Annotated in this window: 13 protein-coding genes; 7 read left to right on the forward strand and 6 right to left on the reverse strand. The window is 44.4% G+C overall.

Annotation, left to right across the window (positions count from 1 at the left end; all coding sequences use genetic code 11):
• Nucleotides 1-7 precede the first annotated feature (7 nt).
• Both B3Z75_RS04670 and B3Z75_RS04675 read left to right on the forward strand, forming a co-directional pair.
• A complete protein-coding gene (locus tag B3Z75_RS04670; protein ID WP_294068218.1) occupies nucleotides 8-1,183 on the forward strand; it encodes a hypothetical protein in 1,176 nt (391 codons plus the stop codon).
• Nucleotides 1,184-1,265: 82 nt separating this feature from the next.
• A complete protein-coding gene (locus B3Z75_RS04675; protein WP_294068219.1) occupies nucleotides 1,266-4,283 on the forward strand; it encodes a TonB-dependent receptor in 3,018 nt (1,005 codons plus the stop codon).
• Between the two features lie 95 nt (nucleotides 4,284-4,378).
• Here B3Z75_RS04675 and nhaA read toward each other — a convergent pair whose 3' ends face one another.
• A complete protein-coding gene (gene nhaA / locus B3Z75_RS04680; RefSeq protein WP_294068220.1) occupies nucleotides 4,379-5,581 on the reverse strand; it encodes a Na+/H+ antiporter NhaA in 1,203 nt (400 codons plus the stop codon).
• 45 nt (nucleotides 5,582-5,626) lie between these two features.
• Entirely contained in the window at nucleotides 5,627-6,331 is a 705-nt protein-coding gene (gene pepE, locus B3Z75_RS04685; protein ID WP_294068221.1) for a dipeptidase PepE, read from the reverse strand.
• Nucleotides 6,332-6,426: 95 nt separating this feature from the next.
• Between pepE and B3Z75_RS04690 the strand changes: the two genes are divergently transcribed.
• The gene (locus B3Z75_RS04690; protein WP_294068222.1) at nucleotides 6,427-7,107 is read left to right on the forward strand and encodes a DNA alkylation repair protein; all 681 of its coding nucleotides are present in this window, start codon (nucleotides 6,427-6,429) and stop codon (nucleotides 7,105-7,107) included.
• Here B3Z75_RS04690 and B3Z75_RS04695 read toward each other — a convergent pair.
• The 3 genes from B3Z75_RS04695 to rlmH form a co-directional block, all read right to left on the reverse strand.
• Entirely contained in the window at nucleotides 7,104-7,289 is a 186-nt protein-coding gene (locus tag B3Z75_RS04695; protein WP_294068223.1) for a hypothetical protein, read from the reverse strand. The genes B3Z75_RS04690 and B3Z75_RS04695 overlap by 4 nt on opposite strands.
• Before the next feature lie 96 nt (nucleotides 7,290-7,385).
• Nucleotides 7,386-8,774, reverse strand: a complete 1,389-nt coding sequence (locus tag B3Z75_RS04700; protein ID WP_294068224.1) for an alpha/beta hydrolase family protein — start codon at nucleotides 8,772-8,774, stop codon at nucleotides 7,386-7,388.
• Nucleotides 8,767-9,240, reverse strand: a complete 474-nt coding sequence (rlmH, locus tag B3Z75_RS04705; RefSeq protein ID WP_294068225.1) for a 23S rRNA (pseudouridine(1915)-N(3))-methyltransferase RlmH — start codon at nucleotides 9,238-9,240, stop codon at nucleotides 8,767-8,769. Before rlmH ends, B3Z75_RS04700 begins: the two co-directional genes overlap by 8 nt.
• Nucleotides 9,241-9,465: 225 nt before the next feature.
• On the opposite strand from rlmH, the gene nadC reads away from it, so the two are divergent.
• The 4 genes from nadC to B3Z75_RS04725 all read left to right on the forward strand — a co-directional run bounded on the left by nadC (nucleotide 9,466) and on the right by B3Z75_RS04725 (nucleotide 14,458).
• Nucleotides 9,466-10,311, forward strand: coding sequence for a carboxylating nicotinate-nucleotide diphosphorylase (gene nadC / locus B3Z75_RS04710; protein ID WP_294068226.1), 846 nt, complete (start codon nucleotides 9,466-9,468; stop codon nucleotides 10,309-10,311).
• Nucleotides 10,312-10,319: 8 nt separating this feature from the next.
• Nucleotides 10,320-10,751: a dCMP deaminase family protein gene (locus B3Z75_RS04715; protein ID WP_294068227.1), complete on the forward strand. Its 432-nt coding sequence runs from the start codon at nucleotides 10,320-10,322 to the stop codon at nucleotides 10,749-10,751.
• Nucleotides 10,752-10,770: 19 nt separating this feature from the next.
• Complete coding sequence (locus B3Z75_RS04720) at nucleotides 10,771-12,408, forward strand: S41 family peptidase (protein ID WP_294068228.1); 1,638 nt, start codon at nucleotides 10,771-10,773, stop codon at nucleotides 12,406-12,408.
• Between the two features lie 100 nt (nucleotides 12,409-12,508).
• Nucleotides 12,509-14,458, forward strand: coding sequence for a polysaccharide biosynthesis protein (locus tag B3Z75_RS04725; RefSeq protein WP_294068229.1), 1,950 nt, complete (start codon nucleotides 12,509-12,511; stop codon nucleotides 14,456-14,458).
• A gap of 1 nt (nucleotide 14,459) precedes the next feature.
• Here the strand turns inward: B3Z75_RS04725 and B3Z75_RS04730 are convergent, their stop codons facing one another.
• Nucleotides 14,460-16,295 carry an ABC transporter ATP-binding protein gene (locus tag B3Z75_RS04730; RefSeq protein ID WP_294068230.1) on the reverse strand — a complete coding sequence of 612 codons (1,836 nt, stop codon included), beginning with the start codon at nucleotides 16,293-16,295 and terminating at the stop codon, nucleotides 14,460-14,462.
• Between the last annotated feature and the right edge of the window lie 521 nt (nucleotides 16,296-16,816).

Below are 16,816 nucleotides of genomic sequence, written 5' to 3' on the forward strand. Positions count from 1 at the left end.
TGAAATCATGAGAAATTTTTTTGGTAGCAAGTTAACTATGCCGTTGCTGGGGGTAATGGTTCTGATTTCAGGTGGTTGCAGCCATACATCGGAAGCCGACTCCGAAAGGGATATATTCAATGATCCCGTAACAGGAGCTGAAGTATGGCAAATTACTTCAAATGAAAAAATGAGTAATATGCCTTATTTTGAAGCATCTGCATTTACGCACGACGACCGTTACGTGGTCTTTAAAAGCTGGCGTGAAGAAGTTCCCAAACTTTTTCGCTCTGACCTGGAGACCGGAGTCGTCACAAAAATAAGTGACCGCGAGCTTACAGGCTCGTACACGATCCATCCAAACGGTAAAGAGGTTTGGTTTCTTTCAGGTGATAAACTTTATGCAGTTGATGTGGCAGAGCTGAAAGAACAGGTTGTATTTGACCTGAGTGAGCTGGCCGACGGCAGAGAAGTTCGTTTTTCGGCGTTATTCACGAACGATGGAAATTACTCACTCGTAACTTTTGGTACCAGAGGAAGTGTAATGGAGGTATATCGATTGTATATACCCGAAAATAAAATTGAAAAAGTATATGTATCTCAAGATGGATTTTCGCATCCAATGATCAATCCAACGGATCCCAATACTTTTACATTTACATACTATCCCGATAACCAAAATGATATGTCGCTTCCATTAGAGGAACGAGCAAGATCATGGATGGTGGATGCCCGTACGGGAATTGGAAAACCCTTTTTAATGATGCCTGTTGGTTTTAGGGCAACCCATGCAAGTTGGAGCTCGGATGGAAAGCGATTCTTTTTCTTCAGAAAAAATGTTCCCGGGTCCAAGCCTGTTTCAATTTGCTCAATAAATAAGCAAGGAGAAGATTTTACCGTGCATTACACCGATGACGAGATAAAGCTTGGACATGGAAGGTCTTCCAGAGACATGAAATGGTTTATCTCAGACTCTCAGGACTCCTACAGCAATCCACTTACCTTGCTTAACCTTGAAACAGGCGAAGCGCGTATTATTTGCTGGCCCAACTCATTGCAGGCACCTAAAGAAGGGAATCCGCAGGAAGATCATGTGCACCCCTCTTTTAGTTATTCCGGAAAATATGTGGCATATACTTCCGATAAAGGTACAGGTATTCCGCAGGCATTTGTCATACCAATAGAGCAGCAGTTTACAAAATGAATTGCCATGACAAGGGGTAACAAGGACAAAACACACAAACTCTAACTCTCAATTAGTGTATAAATAATTAATAATGAATGCTATGAAGAAAATAATGAAATGTCTTAGCTTATTGGCTATCTTATTGTATATTGCTCCTTTAAGTGCTTACGCTCAGGGGCAAGGAAATTTGACCGGTAGAATTTTTGATAAGGATGGAAACACACTTCCAGGCGCCTCCATTGTTTTGAGAGGCAGCACATTGGGTACGGCCACGGACATGAATGGGTATTATACGCTACGAGGAATTTCGGCCGGAACCAAAGAGTTTGTCGTGAACTATCTGGGATATACACCTATTCAGGTAACGATACATATTGAATCGGGTAAAACGGTGAATAGAGATTTCACCATGGAGGAAGATCAGGTTGTGTTGGGAGAGGTTGTTGTATCGGCTGTGCTGGACGGACAACAACGCGCTTTGAATCAACAGCGTACAGCCGACAATATGATGAATGTTCTCTCTTCCGATCAAATGGGACGATTCCCCGATCTGAACGTGGCAGAAGCATTGCAGCGATTGAGTGGTGTAACTATTACCCGCGATAGAGGTGAGGGAGCCGAAATACAGTTACGTGGCACGCCCGCAAATTTTGTGAATATAAATGTGAATGGTGAGCAAATGATGGGAGTAACTGGAGAAAATGGAAACAGGAATACTTCCCTTGATGTTATCCCTTCCGACATCATCGCCTCGATGGAAGTCCAGAAAACCTTGCTCCCGTCTAATGATGGTGATGCTATTTCAGGAGTTATCAATATGCGTACCGCAACCGCGCGCTCATTGAAGGGCAGGGGCTCCGTCGATGTGGGTTCTGGCTACAATGTTTTGCGCGGGACATTGCCATTCAACGTCAAAGCCGGCTATTCAAAAAGATTTTGGAGTAATGAGAAAAATCCTGAAGGGGTATTTGGAATTGCGGCTAACCTGAGTTTCTATAAGTCGTACAACGGTTACGACCGGCTGGAAGCTCAGACCTGGCTCCCCAAAAACGTGAAAGATCAGGATGGAAATGCGATTGAGCGCATGCAGGGCACTTATATGCCGACCGATTTTCGTCATCGCTACCAGGAGGGGAGTCGTACCCGGATGGGAGGGACGGTTGCCCTCGATTATGCTCCCAATTTAAATACACGGTTCGTGCTGAGCGGGATGTATAGTAAACGGCATGATTTGGATACACGTTATCGTCATCGTTATCGTTATCGCGGCGACTTCTATCTGTTTGATGATGGAAGGCTGGGTACCGATCGCACAACGGATATATTACAAACCACCCACCAAGATATCGGAATCGATAGTTACAATATTAATTTAGATGGCGAAACCACGCTTGGAAATTGGAAAATAGACGGGGGATTGTTTTATTCAAGAAACAAGAGGACAGCCATAAACGGGCAATATGGATTTCAAACACCCGACTGGCGTGCCAATAACAAGAATATTGCAGGTACTGATGATGGTACGGGACGGCCGATTCGTATTCCCAATGGAACTATCCTGGCTGTGATACCTGACTATCAGGATCGGTTTTTATCGTCGAGTTATATTTATAATCCTCCGTTTGGAGGGGCCGCGGATGACCCTTCGAGATACAATTTCTATACGGTGGATAATAATGACAGGGATATCCTCGGTGAGAATTTCACTTTCCGATTAAATTCATCCTTGAACTATTTTATTGCGGATCAATTTGCGTCGATCTTCTCATTTGGAGCGAAGGGGAAATTTATGCATAACAGACACAGCCGTCCTGAAACAGCGACGATACTCAGTATCAGTCCCATTACAGATAATACAAGTCCTGATTATGGTGATACCCAATTGAAAAAATTCTTACACAAGGGAAACCAAACGTCTGACTTCCTGAGTAATGGGATAAATTTTGGACCTACTGCAAATGTTGATGCCATACAGCAGTTTATCAAAAACAGACCCGACCGGTTTGAATTGGATGAATATCGTACAGAGTTGGGGAAAAACACTGTCGATTATTTAGCGGATGAAAATATTTTGGCCGGATATATTATGAACCGCTCGCAGTTCAATAAATTGTTGGTGATAGCCGGTGCCCGTATTGAAAATACGAACGTGGATTATAAAGCCAAACGGATTTTCAGGTATAATAAAGATGCCGATCCAAACGTAAATGGTGGACAACTTCCAGGCACCGAGACTCCAGTATACAATGCATTTATTGCTACTGACGCTGATTCGGCATTAAATTACACGATGATATTGCCAAACCTGCAATTTAAATACGATATTGCCAAAAATTCATTGTTACGTCTTGCATGGACTACCGGTTATTCACGTCCGAATATCGGAGAGCTTATGCCTACAGTAAATGTTAACCCCGACCTGGGTAAGATAGAAATGGGAAATCCCGGGTTAAAAGCGGCTTATGCTAATAACTTTGATCTGCTGTTTGAACAATACCTGCAAAATATCGGAATTCTATCTGCCGGTTTATTCTATAAACACATCGATAAATTTCAATACCTGAGCGAGGGTGTATTGAATGATCCTGCGAATCCATACTTTAATCCGAACCAGGATGACCAATATATTTTTATCCAACCCAAAAATGGAGAGGCAGCCCATGTTTATGGTCTTGAATTGACATTAAACTCGAGCCTTTCTTTCTTGCCAGGCTTCCTGAAAAATTTGGTATTTACCAGTAATTATACCTATGTTCACTCTAAAGCAACGACGAACGCCCTTCGAGGGGAATTGCGATTACCGGGTCAGGCAGACCATACGGGCAACATTGCCCTAAGCTACTCAACCCCTAAGGTGATTTTGCAAGCATCTGCGAATTATAACGGGAAGTTCATTTACGCTTTGGGTGCCGGTGAGGATGAGGACTTGTGGGTAGATGCCCGTTGGCAACTCGATATAAACGGTTCTTATAATATCACCAAGAGTCTGAGATTTTATGTAGAAGCAGTGAATGTTTTGAACAGCCCGGCATACACTTATATGGGAGATGTATCTCGCGTGTACGAATTAGAGTATACACGACCGTTTGTTCGCGGTGGGTTGACATATCGTTTTTAAAGAATGCAATTTAAAAAAATGAAGTTTTATTTAGATCTTTGGCTGTTAAAGTGTTAATTGCCAAAGATCTAAATTTTGGCCCCAGTGTGGTGCATTTACGAGTGGATTTCCGTTTCCTTCCACTTTTTCGCCTTCGAAAAGAGTTTCAACCAGATATACCCCACAATCATCGCCAGGGCTGAAGCAATGAGCACGGAGAGTTTGGCAATATCGCGCAACATTTCGTGGTCATGAAAAGCGAGTATCGATACAAAGATTGACATCGTGAAGCCTATTCCGGCCAGCATGCCTACCCCGATAAACTGAAACCAGTTTATCTTGTCTCCCAACCGCACAAGCCTCAATTTGGTCATCAGGTAAACAGCTGTGGTGATCCCAAGTGGCTTGCCCAGAAACAGTCCCAGAATGATCCCAATGGAGAGTGGAGAGCTTAGGCCCGTTATGGCTGCAGAAGAAATGACGATGCTCGTGTTAGCTAGTGCAAAAATGGGGACTACGATGAAATTCACTGGAAAGCTGAGATGTTTCTCAAATGTAGCCAGTTTATTCGTCGGGAGCAAAAATGCAAGAACTACACCTGCAAATGAAGCGTGTATGCCCGACCTGTACATGCAGTACCACATACCTATGCCCAGCAGGATCATGAGGAAGGTGCCCACCTTGTTTTGTAAGCGACGATTTACAAAGAAAATAACGACACCTAGTACGGCGACTATCAGGAGCCATGTGAGCTGCGGGTTCGATCCGTAAAAAAAGGCGATGATGAGAATGGCACAAAGGTCATCGATGATGGCCAGGGCTGTCAAAAACACTTTCATGGAATGAGGTACAGCTTTTCCAAGTAAACTTACAATCCCCAGGGTAAAGGCAATGTCTGTAGCTGTGGGGATTGCCCACCCCCGTGTGTAGGTGGTACCTCCGGTGATAAGGATGAAAATCAAAGCCGGAATGGCCACGCCGAACAGTGCAGAAACAGCAGGCAGCATCATTCTTCGTGGTGAGGAAAGCTCTCCGGATGTGGCCTCACGTTTAATGTCGATGGCCACGTGAAAAAAGAAGAGCGTCATTAATGCATCATTAATAAAGTGTGCAAGGGTGTCGGGCAGATGCAACTGACGAAATCCGGGGATCACGATTTCCCAAAAGTTGGCGTAATGAATTCCCGTTGCTTTGATATTGGTGAATAGCAACGAAAGGAATGTGCATAAAAGCAGGAGGACTCCTAAGGATCTACTGTCGTGAATGATCTTCGAAAATATCGACGCAGACGGTTGTATTGATACCTTGTGTGAGCTCATCGGAACAAATTTTGCTGTGAGAGTAATTTCCGAATAATGGAATTATTACAAAAGAAAACCAAAGTCATCTTCGTTGGATAGCTCCAACGGTTCCTGCCCGTATTTAAAGATGCGAGCCTTGCGGTTTCCTATGAGTGTCAGCTCCTTCCCTTCAAGGAGCAGCATGGTTCCCTCGCGTAAACCTACCACGTACACTTCCCTGTTTACCTCTATGAATTCCTGAATACGTGCTTCGCGCGTTTCGCCACCGTGGTTTGCCGGGTTGTCGTCCAAATAGTGCGGATTTATCTGGAAGGGTACCAGCTTTAGAGTCTTGAACTTCTCCGGTTGCACAATAGGCATGTCGTTAGTTGTCCTTAGCGTGGGGCATGCTATGTTTGAGCCAGCACTCCACCCGATGTAGGGCATACCTTTCTTTACTTTTTTCCGGATGACTTTCATCAGTCCTTTGTCCTGGAGTATTTTTACCAGTTGCCACGTGTTGCCGCCTCCCACCACAATGGCGTCGGCATTCTCGATGGCCTCCATGGGGTTGATGAAGCGATGGATGCTGGTGACATGATGGCCTATTTCAGCAAAACGCGCATTTACTTTTTCTTCGTATGCTTCGTAAGAAAAAGTGACGGCAGCGTATGGAATAAAAATGGCATTCTTTGCTTTTTCTCCCAGAAAATCCTTTATATAGTTTTTGGGATAGTCCAGATAACCTTCTCCCGGATTTGTAGAATTGCTGATCAATAAAAGTCTCATTGTAAGGGATTTTGTTTAAAAGCACAAATATAATGAAAAATAGACAAAAAATGAGATTATTCAATGCGAATAGCGTAATTTTGTGATCAAAAAACGTGGAAAAAGAATCTATAGAGACTGTTTTACGACAAATACGTACCGACTTGAGACTTTCAATGGATGGTGTTGTCTCTGCCAGCATGCGTGCAAAGGGGGCGGGATACCGGATGAATTTTGGAGTCAATCTGCCAAGGATCCGAGAGATATCCAAAAAGTATACGGCTGGTAAAATGTTGGCTGAAATTCTTTGGAAGGAGGATGTGCGAGAGTTGAAAATCCTGGCTACCATGCTCTATCCGGCAGATGGTTTGACAAGAGACACTGCAGAAAGATGGGGAGCCGGAATTGGCAACCAGGAGATACGGGAACAGGTGTGTAAAAATCTTTTTCAGGAAGTCTCTTTTGCCGACTCACTGGTCAATGACTGGATACAAAATGAGAGCGAAAGGATTCGTACTACTGGTTACTGGCTTTTCGCAAGAATTTGCATCATTCACTCCGAAGCCAGAGAACGCGTGTGCGAGCCGTTGTTATTACGTCAGGCTGTGCAAGACTTGATGAGTGAGTCGTTGTTGCTCCGTCAGTCAGCATTGAACGCATTGAAATTTTACGGCAAGGTGTCAGAGAAGCATGCCAAAGAGGTACTGCACAGTGTTGAGTCGCTTGAAGGCGTTAATAATAGCTCAATACCGGAAATGCTTGATTTGCTGCGTTTTGAGTTTAGTTATGTGGGTTAGCTTTTAAAGTTTTTCTTGATGAAAAACATCGACAGTAGCATATTAAGAATGAGGAAGCCACCCATGCCAGCGAAAAAAATTCCTTTCCACTGAGGAAAAATAAGCAGGGCGGTAACCGATGCTGCTGCAATTGCTGCGATGATTATCCACAAAACCGTAAGAATTGTTTTTCTTTTTGCCATTGTTATGTGAGTTTATCTACAAAAATAAGAATAATTATTCAGCCAGGCGTTTTTTGTTGTTATCATGAGGCTTCCTTGAAGAAAATCCTGGCGATTTTATTCTGTTTCTTTTATGAGCCAATTTGTGATGTCGGAAAGTACTTCCGGAGAAATTGTTTGTGTAATTTTGGCATATTCTTCAACTCTTCCCGTCGCGCTCTCCTGAAAAAGATGGTTCAATCCCGGGTATACTTTTGTTACCGTGCAATCGTTCCCTCCTTTTTCCAGAGCTTTTTTGATGGCGGTGAGGTTTTTTTCGGCTGCTACCTGTAGGTCGTTCTCTCCGTTGATGGCCAATACTGCACAGGAAACTTTTTCCAGGTAAGAAGCCGGGTCTGCAGCAAGAAAACTCCGGTAACCGGGTTTGATCATCGCATTGAACTGACTCCGCAAATAGGATTCTTTGTTCATTTTCATTTTTAGCAGAATCGGCAGTTGCTCCCAGAGATGCAGCAATTTATCACGTAAAGCTGTGCGGTGATTTTCTGAACCATCCCACGAGAGAAGGCTTTCAAAGATTTCGCGGTTGAACATCTGCAGTTTTTCGATGGTCTTGGGCTCCATAGCCTGTTGCTGCATGGATATTTCGTTCTGGTCCAGTACTACCTCAATGCCGGTTGTTCCGGGCGCAGCCATCAGTACCATCAAACGGACTCCTTTCTCTTCCGATGCTACCATCGGGGCAACAATGCCTCCTTCGCTGTGTCCCAGCAGACCCACTTTTGAGCTGTCGATCTCTTTTCTCTGCTTCAGGTAGTTCATTGCCATTGCGGCGTCATCAGCAAAATCACGGAGAGTGGCTTTGTCGTAATCGCCGGTGGATTTACCAACACCCCGCTTGTCGTACCGCAAGACGGCAAAGCCATTTTTTGTGAGATGATCGGAAATAACAAAAAAAGGTTTATGCCCATAGAGTGTCTCGTCGCGGTCATTCGGTCCGCTGCCGGCAATAAGCACTATTGCCGGAAAGACACCCAGGCTGTCGGGTAATGTAAGTGTGCCCGAAAGAGAAAAACTTTTATCAGAGTGTTGAATAATGACCTCTTCCGAAATATAGGGAAGTGGTTCCTGCGGCATTTGAGGACGTTGAAGCAGCGGCTCGCCGGAACGCTGCAACGTGAGAGGAAAAGAAATGCCACCCTGGCTGAATGTGCCCGTGATAGAATCACTTTCTAATGTTCCTCTGTAAAACAAACCCAAGCCGGAGGCAATAATTTCCAGCTTATTATCCCGGAATGAGCTCCTCGTAGTGGGCAGCCCAAAGGCTCCCTGATCGGGACTATCCATGGTGCTGGTCAATATGGAGTCATTCTTTTCGATGTGGAAAACGATCCGGAGGCGGGTGGACTGTATCTCCAGCATGCCTTCCCAGTTGCCGGTGATATCTTGTGCATTCAGAAACACAACGGCAAAAAACAGGACGATAAAAAGAAATGTTTTATTCATGATGGTAGGGTTCGTTGTGTAAAATTGTCATTGCACGATAAAGCTGTTCTGTAAACACCATTCTCACCATTTGGTGGGTAAAGGTCATTTTTGAAAGCGACATCTTTTCGTTTGCTGCATCGTAGATATCCTGCGAAAAGCCGTAGGGACCTCCCACCATAAAAACCAACCGTTTCGGAACCGTGTGGCTCTTTTTTTCCAGGTATCGGGCAAACTCTATGGAGGTGTATTGTTTTCCTTTGTCATCCAGCAAAACAACCCAATCTCCCGGTTGCAATGATTTCAGCAATACGTTGCCCTCCTGTGTTTTCTGCTCTTTCTCTGAAATGGTTTTTCTGTTTTTGAGATCCGGAACGACGATCATCTCGAAGGGAATGTAAAAATTTACTCTTTTCCGATACTCTTCAATCAACTGTACAAAGTGTTTATTGTCCGTTTTCCCGACAGAAAGCAAAATGACTTTCATTCTTTCATAAGTTACATTTGTAAAGATACATGCCGCAAGCGGAATGGATATTTATCGCCATTTAACCCGAAGTGACGGGAATTTTAACCCCAAATGATTAAAAAAGCCATAATCAGCGGCAAATATAACTGTTTATTTCTTACATTTGTAAGAGTTTTTTGGTAAAATTATAACAATTTCGGTATGCTGTGTGTTTAGAACAAAAATGCCGATCTTAATGAGACAATGGACATAGATAAATTAATAAGCAATCTGATTGAACTAGCCTTCGCCGAAGATATAGGCGATGGTGATCACACCACATTGTGCAGCATTCCCGCGGAGGAAACCGGACAGTCGAGACTGTTAATCAAGGAAAAAGGAATTCTTGCAGGGGTGGAAATAGCGAAGACCATATTTCATAAATTTGACGACAGCCTTAAGCTGGAGATTTTTATCGATGACGGTATGCCTGTCAATCCGGGCGATATAGCTTTCGTCGTTTCCGGCAAAGTGCAATCAATACTTCAAACGGAGCGTTTGGTGCTCAATGTGATGCAACGAATGAGCGGCATTGCCACCATTACCCATGAGTATGTAAAACAACTGGAGGGCACATCGACAAAGATACTCGATACCAGGAAGACCACGCCTGGTATGCGTATTCTGGAAAAACAAGCTGTGAAAATCGGTGGAGGAGAGAATCACAGGATTGGCCTTTTTGATATGATCCTGTTGAAGGACAACCACGTCGATTTTGCCGGAGGAATAGGAAATGCCATCCGAGGTGCGCAGAAGTATCTGAAGGAGAAGAATAAATCACTCAAAATAGAAATCGAAGTCCGGAATATACAAGAGCTTGAGGAGGTTCTCCGGATAGGAGGTGTAAACCGGATTATGCTCGACAATTTTACTCCCGAACTTACGCGCCGGGCGGTGCAGATCGTCGATGGACGCGTAGAGCTTGAATCATCGGGAGGAATAACATTCGATACAATCCGAACGTATGCTGAGACCGGTGTGGATTACATCTCTGTGGGCGCAATCACACATTCCGTGAAGAGTCTCGATATGAGTCTGAAAGCAGTTTGATAAGAAGCATGAGACAAACCGACAGTAAACAGGAATTACTTGATCAAAGATATATGCGCATGGCCTTTATATGGGCCGAGAATTCCTATTGTAAACGCCGACAAGTGGGGGCGCTCCTGGTGAAAGATAAAATGATCATCTCCGACGGATTTAATGGTACGCCCGCGGGCTTTGAGAATATTTGTGAAGATGATAACAACGTTACGAAGCCTTATGTGCTGCATGCCGAGGCCAATGCAATCACAAAAGTAGCCCGCTCCAACAACAGCAGTGAGGGGGCTACACTTTACGTGACTTCATCTCCCTGCATAGAATGCGCCAAGCTGATCATTCAGGCCGGGATAAAACGCGTGGTGTATGCCGACTCCTATCGCTTGAGCGACGGCATCGAGCTTTTACGAAGAGCAGAAATTGAAATGATTGCTTTAGAAATGGCATAAAAGGATAAAAAGGGTATTGATGGATTCAGAGAAGAAAGTAAGAACATGGCTTCCCTTGTGGATTGGCATTGGAATTGCCTTGGGCATATTTATCGGAAGCAAGTATGGTCAATTTGGCAGGTCGGGAGCAGGACATGGTGCCGGCAAGATTGATGCGGTGCTGAACTATGTTCGTGAGTCTTATGTTGATACGGTCAATATGCGTCAGCTTGTGGAGGATGCTTTGCCCAACATCATCCGGGAACTGGATCCACACTCAGAGTATATATCGGCTGCCGATATGAAACGTGTAAACGAAGATCTGGAAGGGCATTTTTCCGGTATCGGCGTTAGCTTTTACCTGTTGAGGGATACGATTGTTGTGACAAGCATCGTCCCCGGTGGCCCGTCGGAAGCTGCAGGTATCATGCCTTGGGACAGAATCGTGATGGTAAACGACACAACGGTTGCCGGAATGAAAATTCAGAACGAAGACGTACTGAAAAAACTACGCGGCGAAAAAGGATCGGAAGTGAAGCTGGGCATTATGCGTGATCACGATAGCCGTCTTGTCGAAATTACCGTTACCCGCGGAGATATTCCCATGAGCAGTGTTAATGCTGCCTACATGCTCACAGACAAAATAGGTTTTATTAAACTGGGGAGGAACTTTGGTTTTAACACCTTCAGTGAGTTTATATCCGCTATCTCCAAATTGAAAAGCCAGGGCGCCCTAGCTTTCATGATCGATTTAAGAGGCAACGCCGGAGGATCGCTTGATATCGTGGTCGCCATGGTGAATGAGTTTTTGCGCAAAGGAGATCTCATTGTCTATGCAGAGGGGCGAAATTTTCCGCGCACAGACAATTACGCCAATGGCTCGGGAACTTGTAAAGAAGACGATGTCATTGTGTTGGTAGATGAGTTGAGTGCCTCTGCCAGCGAAATTTTTGCCGGTGCTATTCAGGATCATGACAGAGGACTGGTGATTGGCAGACGTACCTTTGGTAAAGGACTGGTACAAAGTCAGCGCAACTTTCCGGACGGATCGGCGGTAAGGCTTACTGTTGCCCGGTATTACACTGCCTCGGGAAGATCCATACAGCGTAGTTATGAAAAAGGGAAGTATGATGAATATGAGATGGATGCAATCAACCGTTATCTGGAAGGAGACTACATCAATGTGGATACAGCATCAAACAATCTGACTCCCTATAAAACCCTCGGAGGTAGAACAGTATACGGAGGAGACGGTATCATGCCCGATGTTTTTGTTGCACGCGATACTTCTGGAATTAACTCGTATTATAACGCTGTGGTGAACAACCGGCTGGACGAGAGGTATGCTATGGTGTATTCTGACATGTACAGAGATAAATTGAGCAGTTTTGCTACCTGGCAGGAATTATATAAACATCTTCGCCAACAACCGCTTTTGTTGAATCTTGTAAGTTTTGCCGACAATAACGGTATCAGGAGAAGACCTTACTATATTCAGGAATCAGGTGAATTGTTGGAGAATACAATGTATTCCTATATTGCGCGTAATTTTTTCGGTGAAGAAGCCTTTTGGGCGGTGTATTATAAAGAGGATTCCCTGATCAAAAAAGGAATCGAATTAATTGAAAAGGGAAAAACGTCCCGAGAGGCTGTCATGAACGAAGAGTATCGACATTAACAAACGAACGAGTTGGAAGCCCTTCCTTGCAGTAGAAAGGCACAGAATTTGTTCGTATGTCTGTTTGAAGCTTTATTAGATTTGAATTAACATTGTCTTTATGAGCGAGTTTGTACGAAACTTCTTGTCAAATAGGGTGTTGTCTCGATTTTCAATCCTGGCAATTGATGTTCTCATGATTGTTTTTTCTTGCCTCTTCATGTATTTTGTAAAATACGGTTTTGGCGGGCTGACGCATGAGGTTAGAACTGATGGAACGACGTTGTGTTTGCTGCTGATCCTTTTCAATGCGATAGCATTTATTTCCTTCCGTACGTTCAGGGGAATCCTGAGATTCTCTTCTTTTTCTGACTTGTTGCGCATCATTTATGCCCTGGTATTGGGTTATGCATTCACTTACCTGGCTATATTGGTATTAAAAAGAATTGATCCCGGATTCTATATCACCAATGTGACATTTATGGCCATATTTTTGCTCAATACTTTTCTGATGATCTTTTCCCGGATCCTGATCAAAGAGGTCTATGAGGCTATCACTGGTAGTACGGTGAAGCCGGTAAACGTCTTTATTTACGGAACCAAGCAGGCAGGTGTCAGCGTGGCCAAAGCGTTGAAAGGCAACAACGAGTTTAATTACCGGGTATTGGGTTTTATTTCCGACGAAAATCACATGATTGGCAAGGAACTGATGGGGGTAATCATCTATGCCAATAACGAAAACCTTTTCAGGACTCTGGAAAGCAAAGATGTGAAGACAATCATTGTGTCGCCCCAGAAGATGGAGGAGATCAAGAGCTCCAGCCTTTTGGCTAATTTTGTCGATCACAATATCTCGCTTCTGACTACAGTTCCCATCAATGAATGGAACGGAACTCTCATCAGCAAGGAGCAGTTGAAGGATGTGCAAATTGAGGATCTCCTGCCGCGTGACCCTATTCATATCAGCATGAAGGAGATTGCAGGAAATATTGAAGGAAGAAGAGTGCTTGTCACCGGTGCAGCCGGATCCATTGGCAGTGAGATAGTGAGACAGGTGGCTTCGTTCAACCCCTACAGCATTATTTTGATCGACCAGGCAGAAACGCCGCTGCATAATATGCGACTTGAGTTGCAGGAGAAATGGAGGGACTTGCGCACCGAAATTGTGGTTGCCGACATCAGCAATGAATCTCGCATGGAGAAAGTGTTTTCAAGGTCACGGCCACAGTATATCTTTCATGCCGCTGCCTACAAGCATGTACCCATGATGGAGGACAATGTCTCGGAATCGGTACAGACCAACATTTTGGGAGTCAAGATCGTAGCAGACCTTGCAGTAAAGTACAACGCTCAGAAGTTTGTGATGATCTCTACCGACAAAGCAGTGAACCCGTCTAACGTAATGGGGTGTTCCAAACGCATTTGTGAGATATACGTGCAGTCTCTTGCTAAACACATTGAAAAAACCGGGCAGAAAACAACTCAATTCATCACCACCCGTTTTGGAAACGTATTGGGGTCGAACGGATCGGTAATTCCCTTGTTCAGGGAACAGATCAAGCATGGTGGCCCGGTCACAGTGACACACCCGGAAATCATTCGTTATTTTATGACCATTCCCGAGGCCTGTCAGCTGGTGTTGGAAGCCGGATCAATGGGGAAGAGCGGCGAGATCTACATATTCGATATGGGTAAGCCGGTGAAGATCCTGGATCTGGCCAAGCGGATGATTCGTCTCTCCGGATCGAAAAATATCAAAATTGAATTTACCGGGTTGAGGCACGGAGAGAAGCTTTACGAAGAGTTGCTGAACAAAGCCGAGCAGACCAAGCCCACCTACCACGAAAAAATAATGATTGCCGAGGTGCGTGAGTATGAATATACAGAAGTGAACCGCAGTATCAATGCCCTCATAAAGACATCTTTCGAGTATGATGATATGCGTACAGTGAAAGCAATGAAAGAGATCGTTCCGGAGTTTCGTAGCATCAATTCGCCTTTCGAGGCAGTTGACAGGCTATTGAATAAAATATCGAAAGAAGCTATAATCGTGCAGCAATCCAAGCAGTAGGTTATATCAGATTGGCCTGCGTATCGCACAGTTTTGTATAGTATCCCCCCTGTGTATACAAAGAGGCATGTTGTCCCCATTCTACAATTTGCCCCTCTTTCATGACGTAAATTTCGTCGGCATTCATTATGGTTGACAGCCTATGTGCAATCACAATGGTGGTGCGGCTTTTCATCAGGTTGTCCAAAGCCTCCTGCACAAGTTTTTCGGAGTCTGTGTCGAGTGCCGATGTCGCTTCGTCCAGAATTAGGATTTCCGGGTTCTTTAATATGGCGCGGGCAATGCTGATGCGTTGACGTTGGCCGCCGGAGAGCTTTCCGCCCCTGTCACCAATATTGGTATGATACCCTTTTTCAGTCGCCATGATAAAATCGTGTGCGTTGGCGATCTTTGCTGCTTCCACAATCTCGCTTTCCGTGGCTTTTGCAACACCAAAAGCGATGTTGTTGTAAAAGGTGTCGTTGAACAGGATGGCTTCCTGATTCACGTAACCCACCAGTGATCTTAAATCTCGCAGTTTGACATCTTTGATGTTAATGCCATCGATATAGATACCACCTTTTTGTGTGTCGTAGAAGCGGGGGAGGAGATCGGCCAGGGTCGATTTACCAGAGCCAGACTGACCAACCAGCGCAATTGTTTTTCCCTTCTCTATGGTCAGTCTCACATCCCGTATTACCCAGTCGGTATTATAGGTAAACCATACATCCTTGTATTCTATTTTCTCATCGAAGTGCAGAGGTAAGGGCTGTGGGGCATCGGATATGGGATTGTCGGCCTGTAGGATCTTATCGATCCGCTCCATCGATGCCAGTCCCCGTTGCACTGCGTACGCCGATTTGGACAACTCCTTGGCGGGGTTGATGATGCTGTAGAATATGGTCAGGTAATAAATAAATGTCGCTGCGTCAATTACCCCGTTGCCTCCCAGGATCAATGAGCCACCAAACCACAGCACGATGGCGATGGTGATGGTTCCCAATAACTCGCTCATGGGGTGTGCAAGCTGTTGGCGGCGTGCAATCCGGTTCGACATTCTCCTGAACAGATTGCTACCGGTGTGGAACCGATCTGAGATCTTGTTTTCCGCATTAAATGCTTTGATGACTCTCAGACCGCTCAATGTCTCCTCAACTTGTGACATTAGCTCACCCCATTTGTTTTGCGCTTCAAAAGAACTTTTTTTCAACGACCTGCCCACTCTTCCCATGACAAAGCCCATCACAGGGAGGACAATCAGCACAAAGAGGGTAAGCTGCCAGCTCAGGATGGTCATTGTGGTCAGATAGATAAGGATGAGTATTGGATTTTTAAAAAGCATATCGAGCGAACTCATCACCGAGTTCTCCACCTCATTCACATCGCCCGAGATCCTTGCCAGGATATCTCCTTTCCGTTCCTCTGTAAAGAAGCCGATCGGCAGGGTAAGAATCTTATCGTTGATCCGGTTTCGGATATCTTTTACCACACCAGTCCTGATGGGGATGATAAAGTAGGAACCTAAGTAGGCAGTACCTGTTTTTAACAAGGTCATCACCACAAGCACTACGGCCAGCATCATCAAAGCGAAGCTACTGCCGTATATTTCAATCAGCCGGGTTACGTACCAGTTTATGTTATTCAACGCGGTGTCTATCAGCGAATGATCGGCATTCTGCCAGGAGATAAAGGAATATGTTTTTGTATTCACCTTAAACAGCACCTGCAGAATAGGGATGATGGTAGCCAGCGAAAATACATTGAGTATGGCCGTCAGAATGTTGAAAATAAATGTAAGAAGCAGATACTTCTTATAAGGAGGCAAAAAGCGTTTTAAAATATAAACAATCCCTTTCATCAATTATTCCTTATATATATGTATACAGTTTGGGGCAAAAGTTGCCGGAATGGTAATTTTGTGCGAAGATACGCATAAATTATAATTTGATGGATGTATATGGGGCGTTTCTTCGGTAGGATACAGTTCAAACATGATCGGCATAATTTTTCGTTTAATTCCACGTTCCTTTCCCGTTTTTTTTTGGAAATGGATCAAACTGGATCTGCCTGAGGCATCCAGAATCATGGATTTTTGATTTTTGCAGATGTGACTTCCGGAAATATTTTCCCTGTTCTGAATTATGGGAAAAACGTTTTTTTCGTGTTTATGGGGATGATAAGAAAAAAAGTGATTTTTTTTGGATGTTCTAGATGGCTGATAACCGCGCCTTTGGCAAAAATGGGCGAAAAAAGACCAAAAAGATATTGAAATTATTCGCTGATTTGTTTGCACGGTAAAAAAACAAGCCCTATCTTTGCACCCGCTTTTGGAAGGAACCCCCTCGGGGAATTGCGGAAGCGACACGAGATCTTTGGAAG

Origin of the sequence: Proteiniphilum sp. UBA1028, from assembly GCF_002316955.1 — a bacterium.
Classification (GTDB): Bacteria; Bacteroidota; Bacteroidia; order Bacteroidales; family Dysgonomonadaceae; genus Proteiniphilum.

What these genes read in the sequence shown, in the direction of transcription:
- B3Z75_RS04670 (WP_294068218.1), top strand. Translation starts at nt 8, where the DNA reads ATGAGAAATTTTTTTGGTAGCAAGTTAACTATGCCGTTGCTGGGGGTA.
- B3Z75_RS04675 (WP_294068219.1), top strand. Translation starts at nt 1,266, where the DNA reads ATGAAGAAAATAATGAAATGTCTTAGCTTATTGGCTATCTTATTGTAT.
- nhaA (WP_294068220.1), bottom strand. Translation starts at nt 5,581, where the DNA reads ATGAGCTCACACAAGGTATCAATACAACCGTCTGCGTCGATATTTTCG.
- pepE (WP_294068221.1), bottom strand. Translation starts at nt 6,331, where the DNA reads ATGAGACTTTTATTGATCAGCAATTCTACAAATCCGGGAGAAGGTTAT.
- B3Z75_RS04695 (WP_294068223.1), bottom strand. Translation starts at nt 7,289, where the DNA reads ATGGCAAAAAGAAAAACAATTCTTACGGTTTTGTGGATAATCATCGCA.
- B3Z75_RS04700 (WP_294068224.1), bottom strand. Translation starts at nt 8,774, where the DNA reads ATGAATAAAACATTTCTTTTTATCGTCCTGTTTTTTGCCGTTGTGTTT.
- rlmH (WP_294068225.1), bottom strand. Translation starts at nt 9,240, where the DNA reads ATGAAAGTCATTTTGCTTTCTGTCGGGAAAACGGACAATAAACACTTT.
- nadC (WP_294068226.1), top strand. Translation starts at nt 9,466, where the DNA reads ATGGACATAGATAAATTAATAAGCAATCTGATTGAACTAGCCTTCGCC.
- B3Z75_RS04715 (WP_294068227.1), top strand. Translation starts at nt 10,320, where the DNA reads ATGAGACAAACCGACAGTAAACAGGAATTACTTGATCAAAGATATATG.
- B3Z75_RS04720 (WP_294068228.1), top strand. Translation starts at nt 10,771, where the DNA reads ATGGATTCAGAGAAGAAAGTAAGAACATGGCTTCCCTTGTGGATTGGC.
- B3Z75_RS04725 (WP_294068229.1), top strand. Translation starts at nt 12,509, where the DNA reads ATGAGCGAGTTTGTACGAAACTTCTTGTCAAATAGGGTGTTGTCTCGA.
- B3Z75_RS04730 (WP_294068230.1), bottom strand. Translation starts at nt 16,295, where the DNA reads ATGAAAGGGATTGTTTATATTTTAAAACGCTTTTTGCCTCCTTATAAG.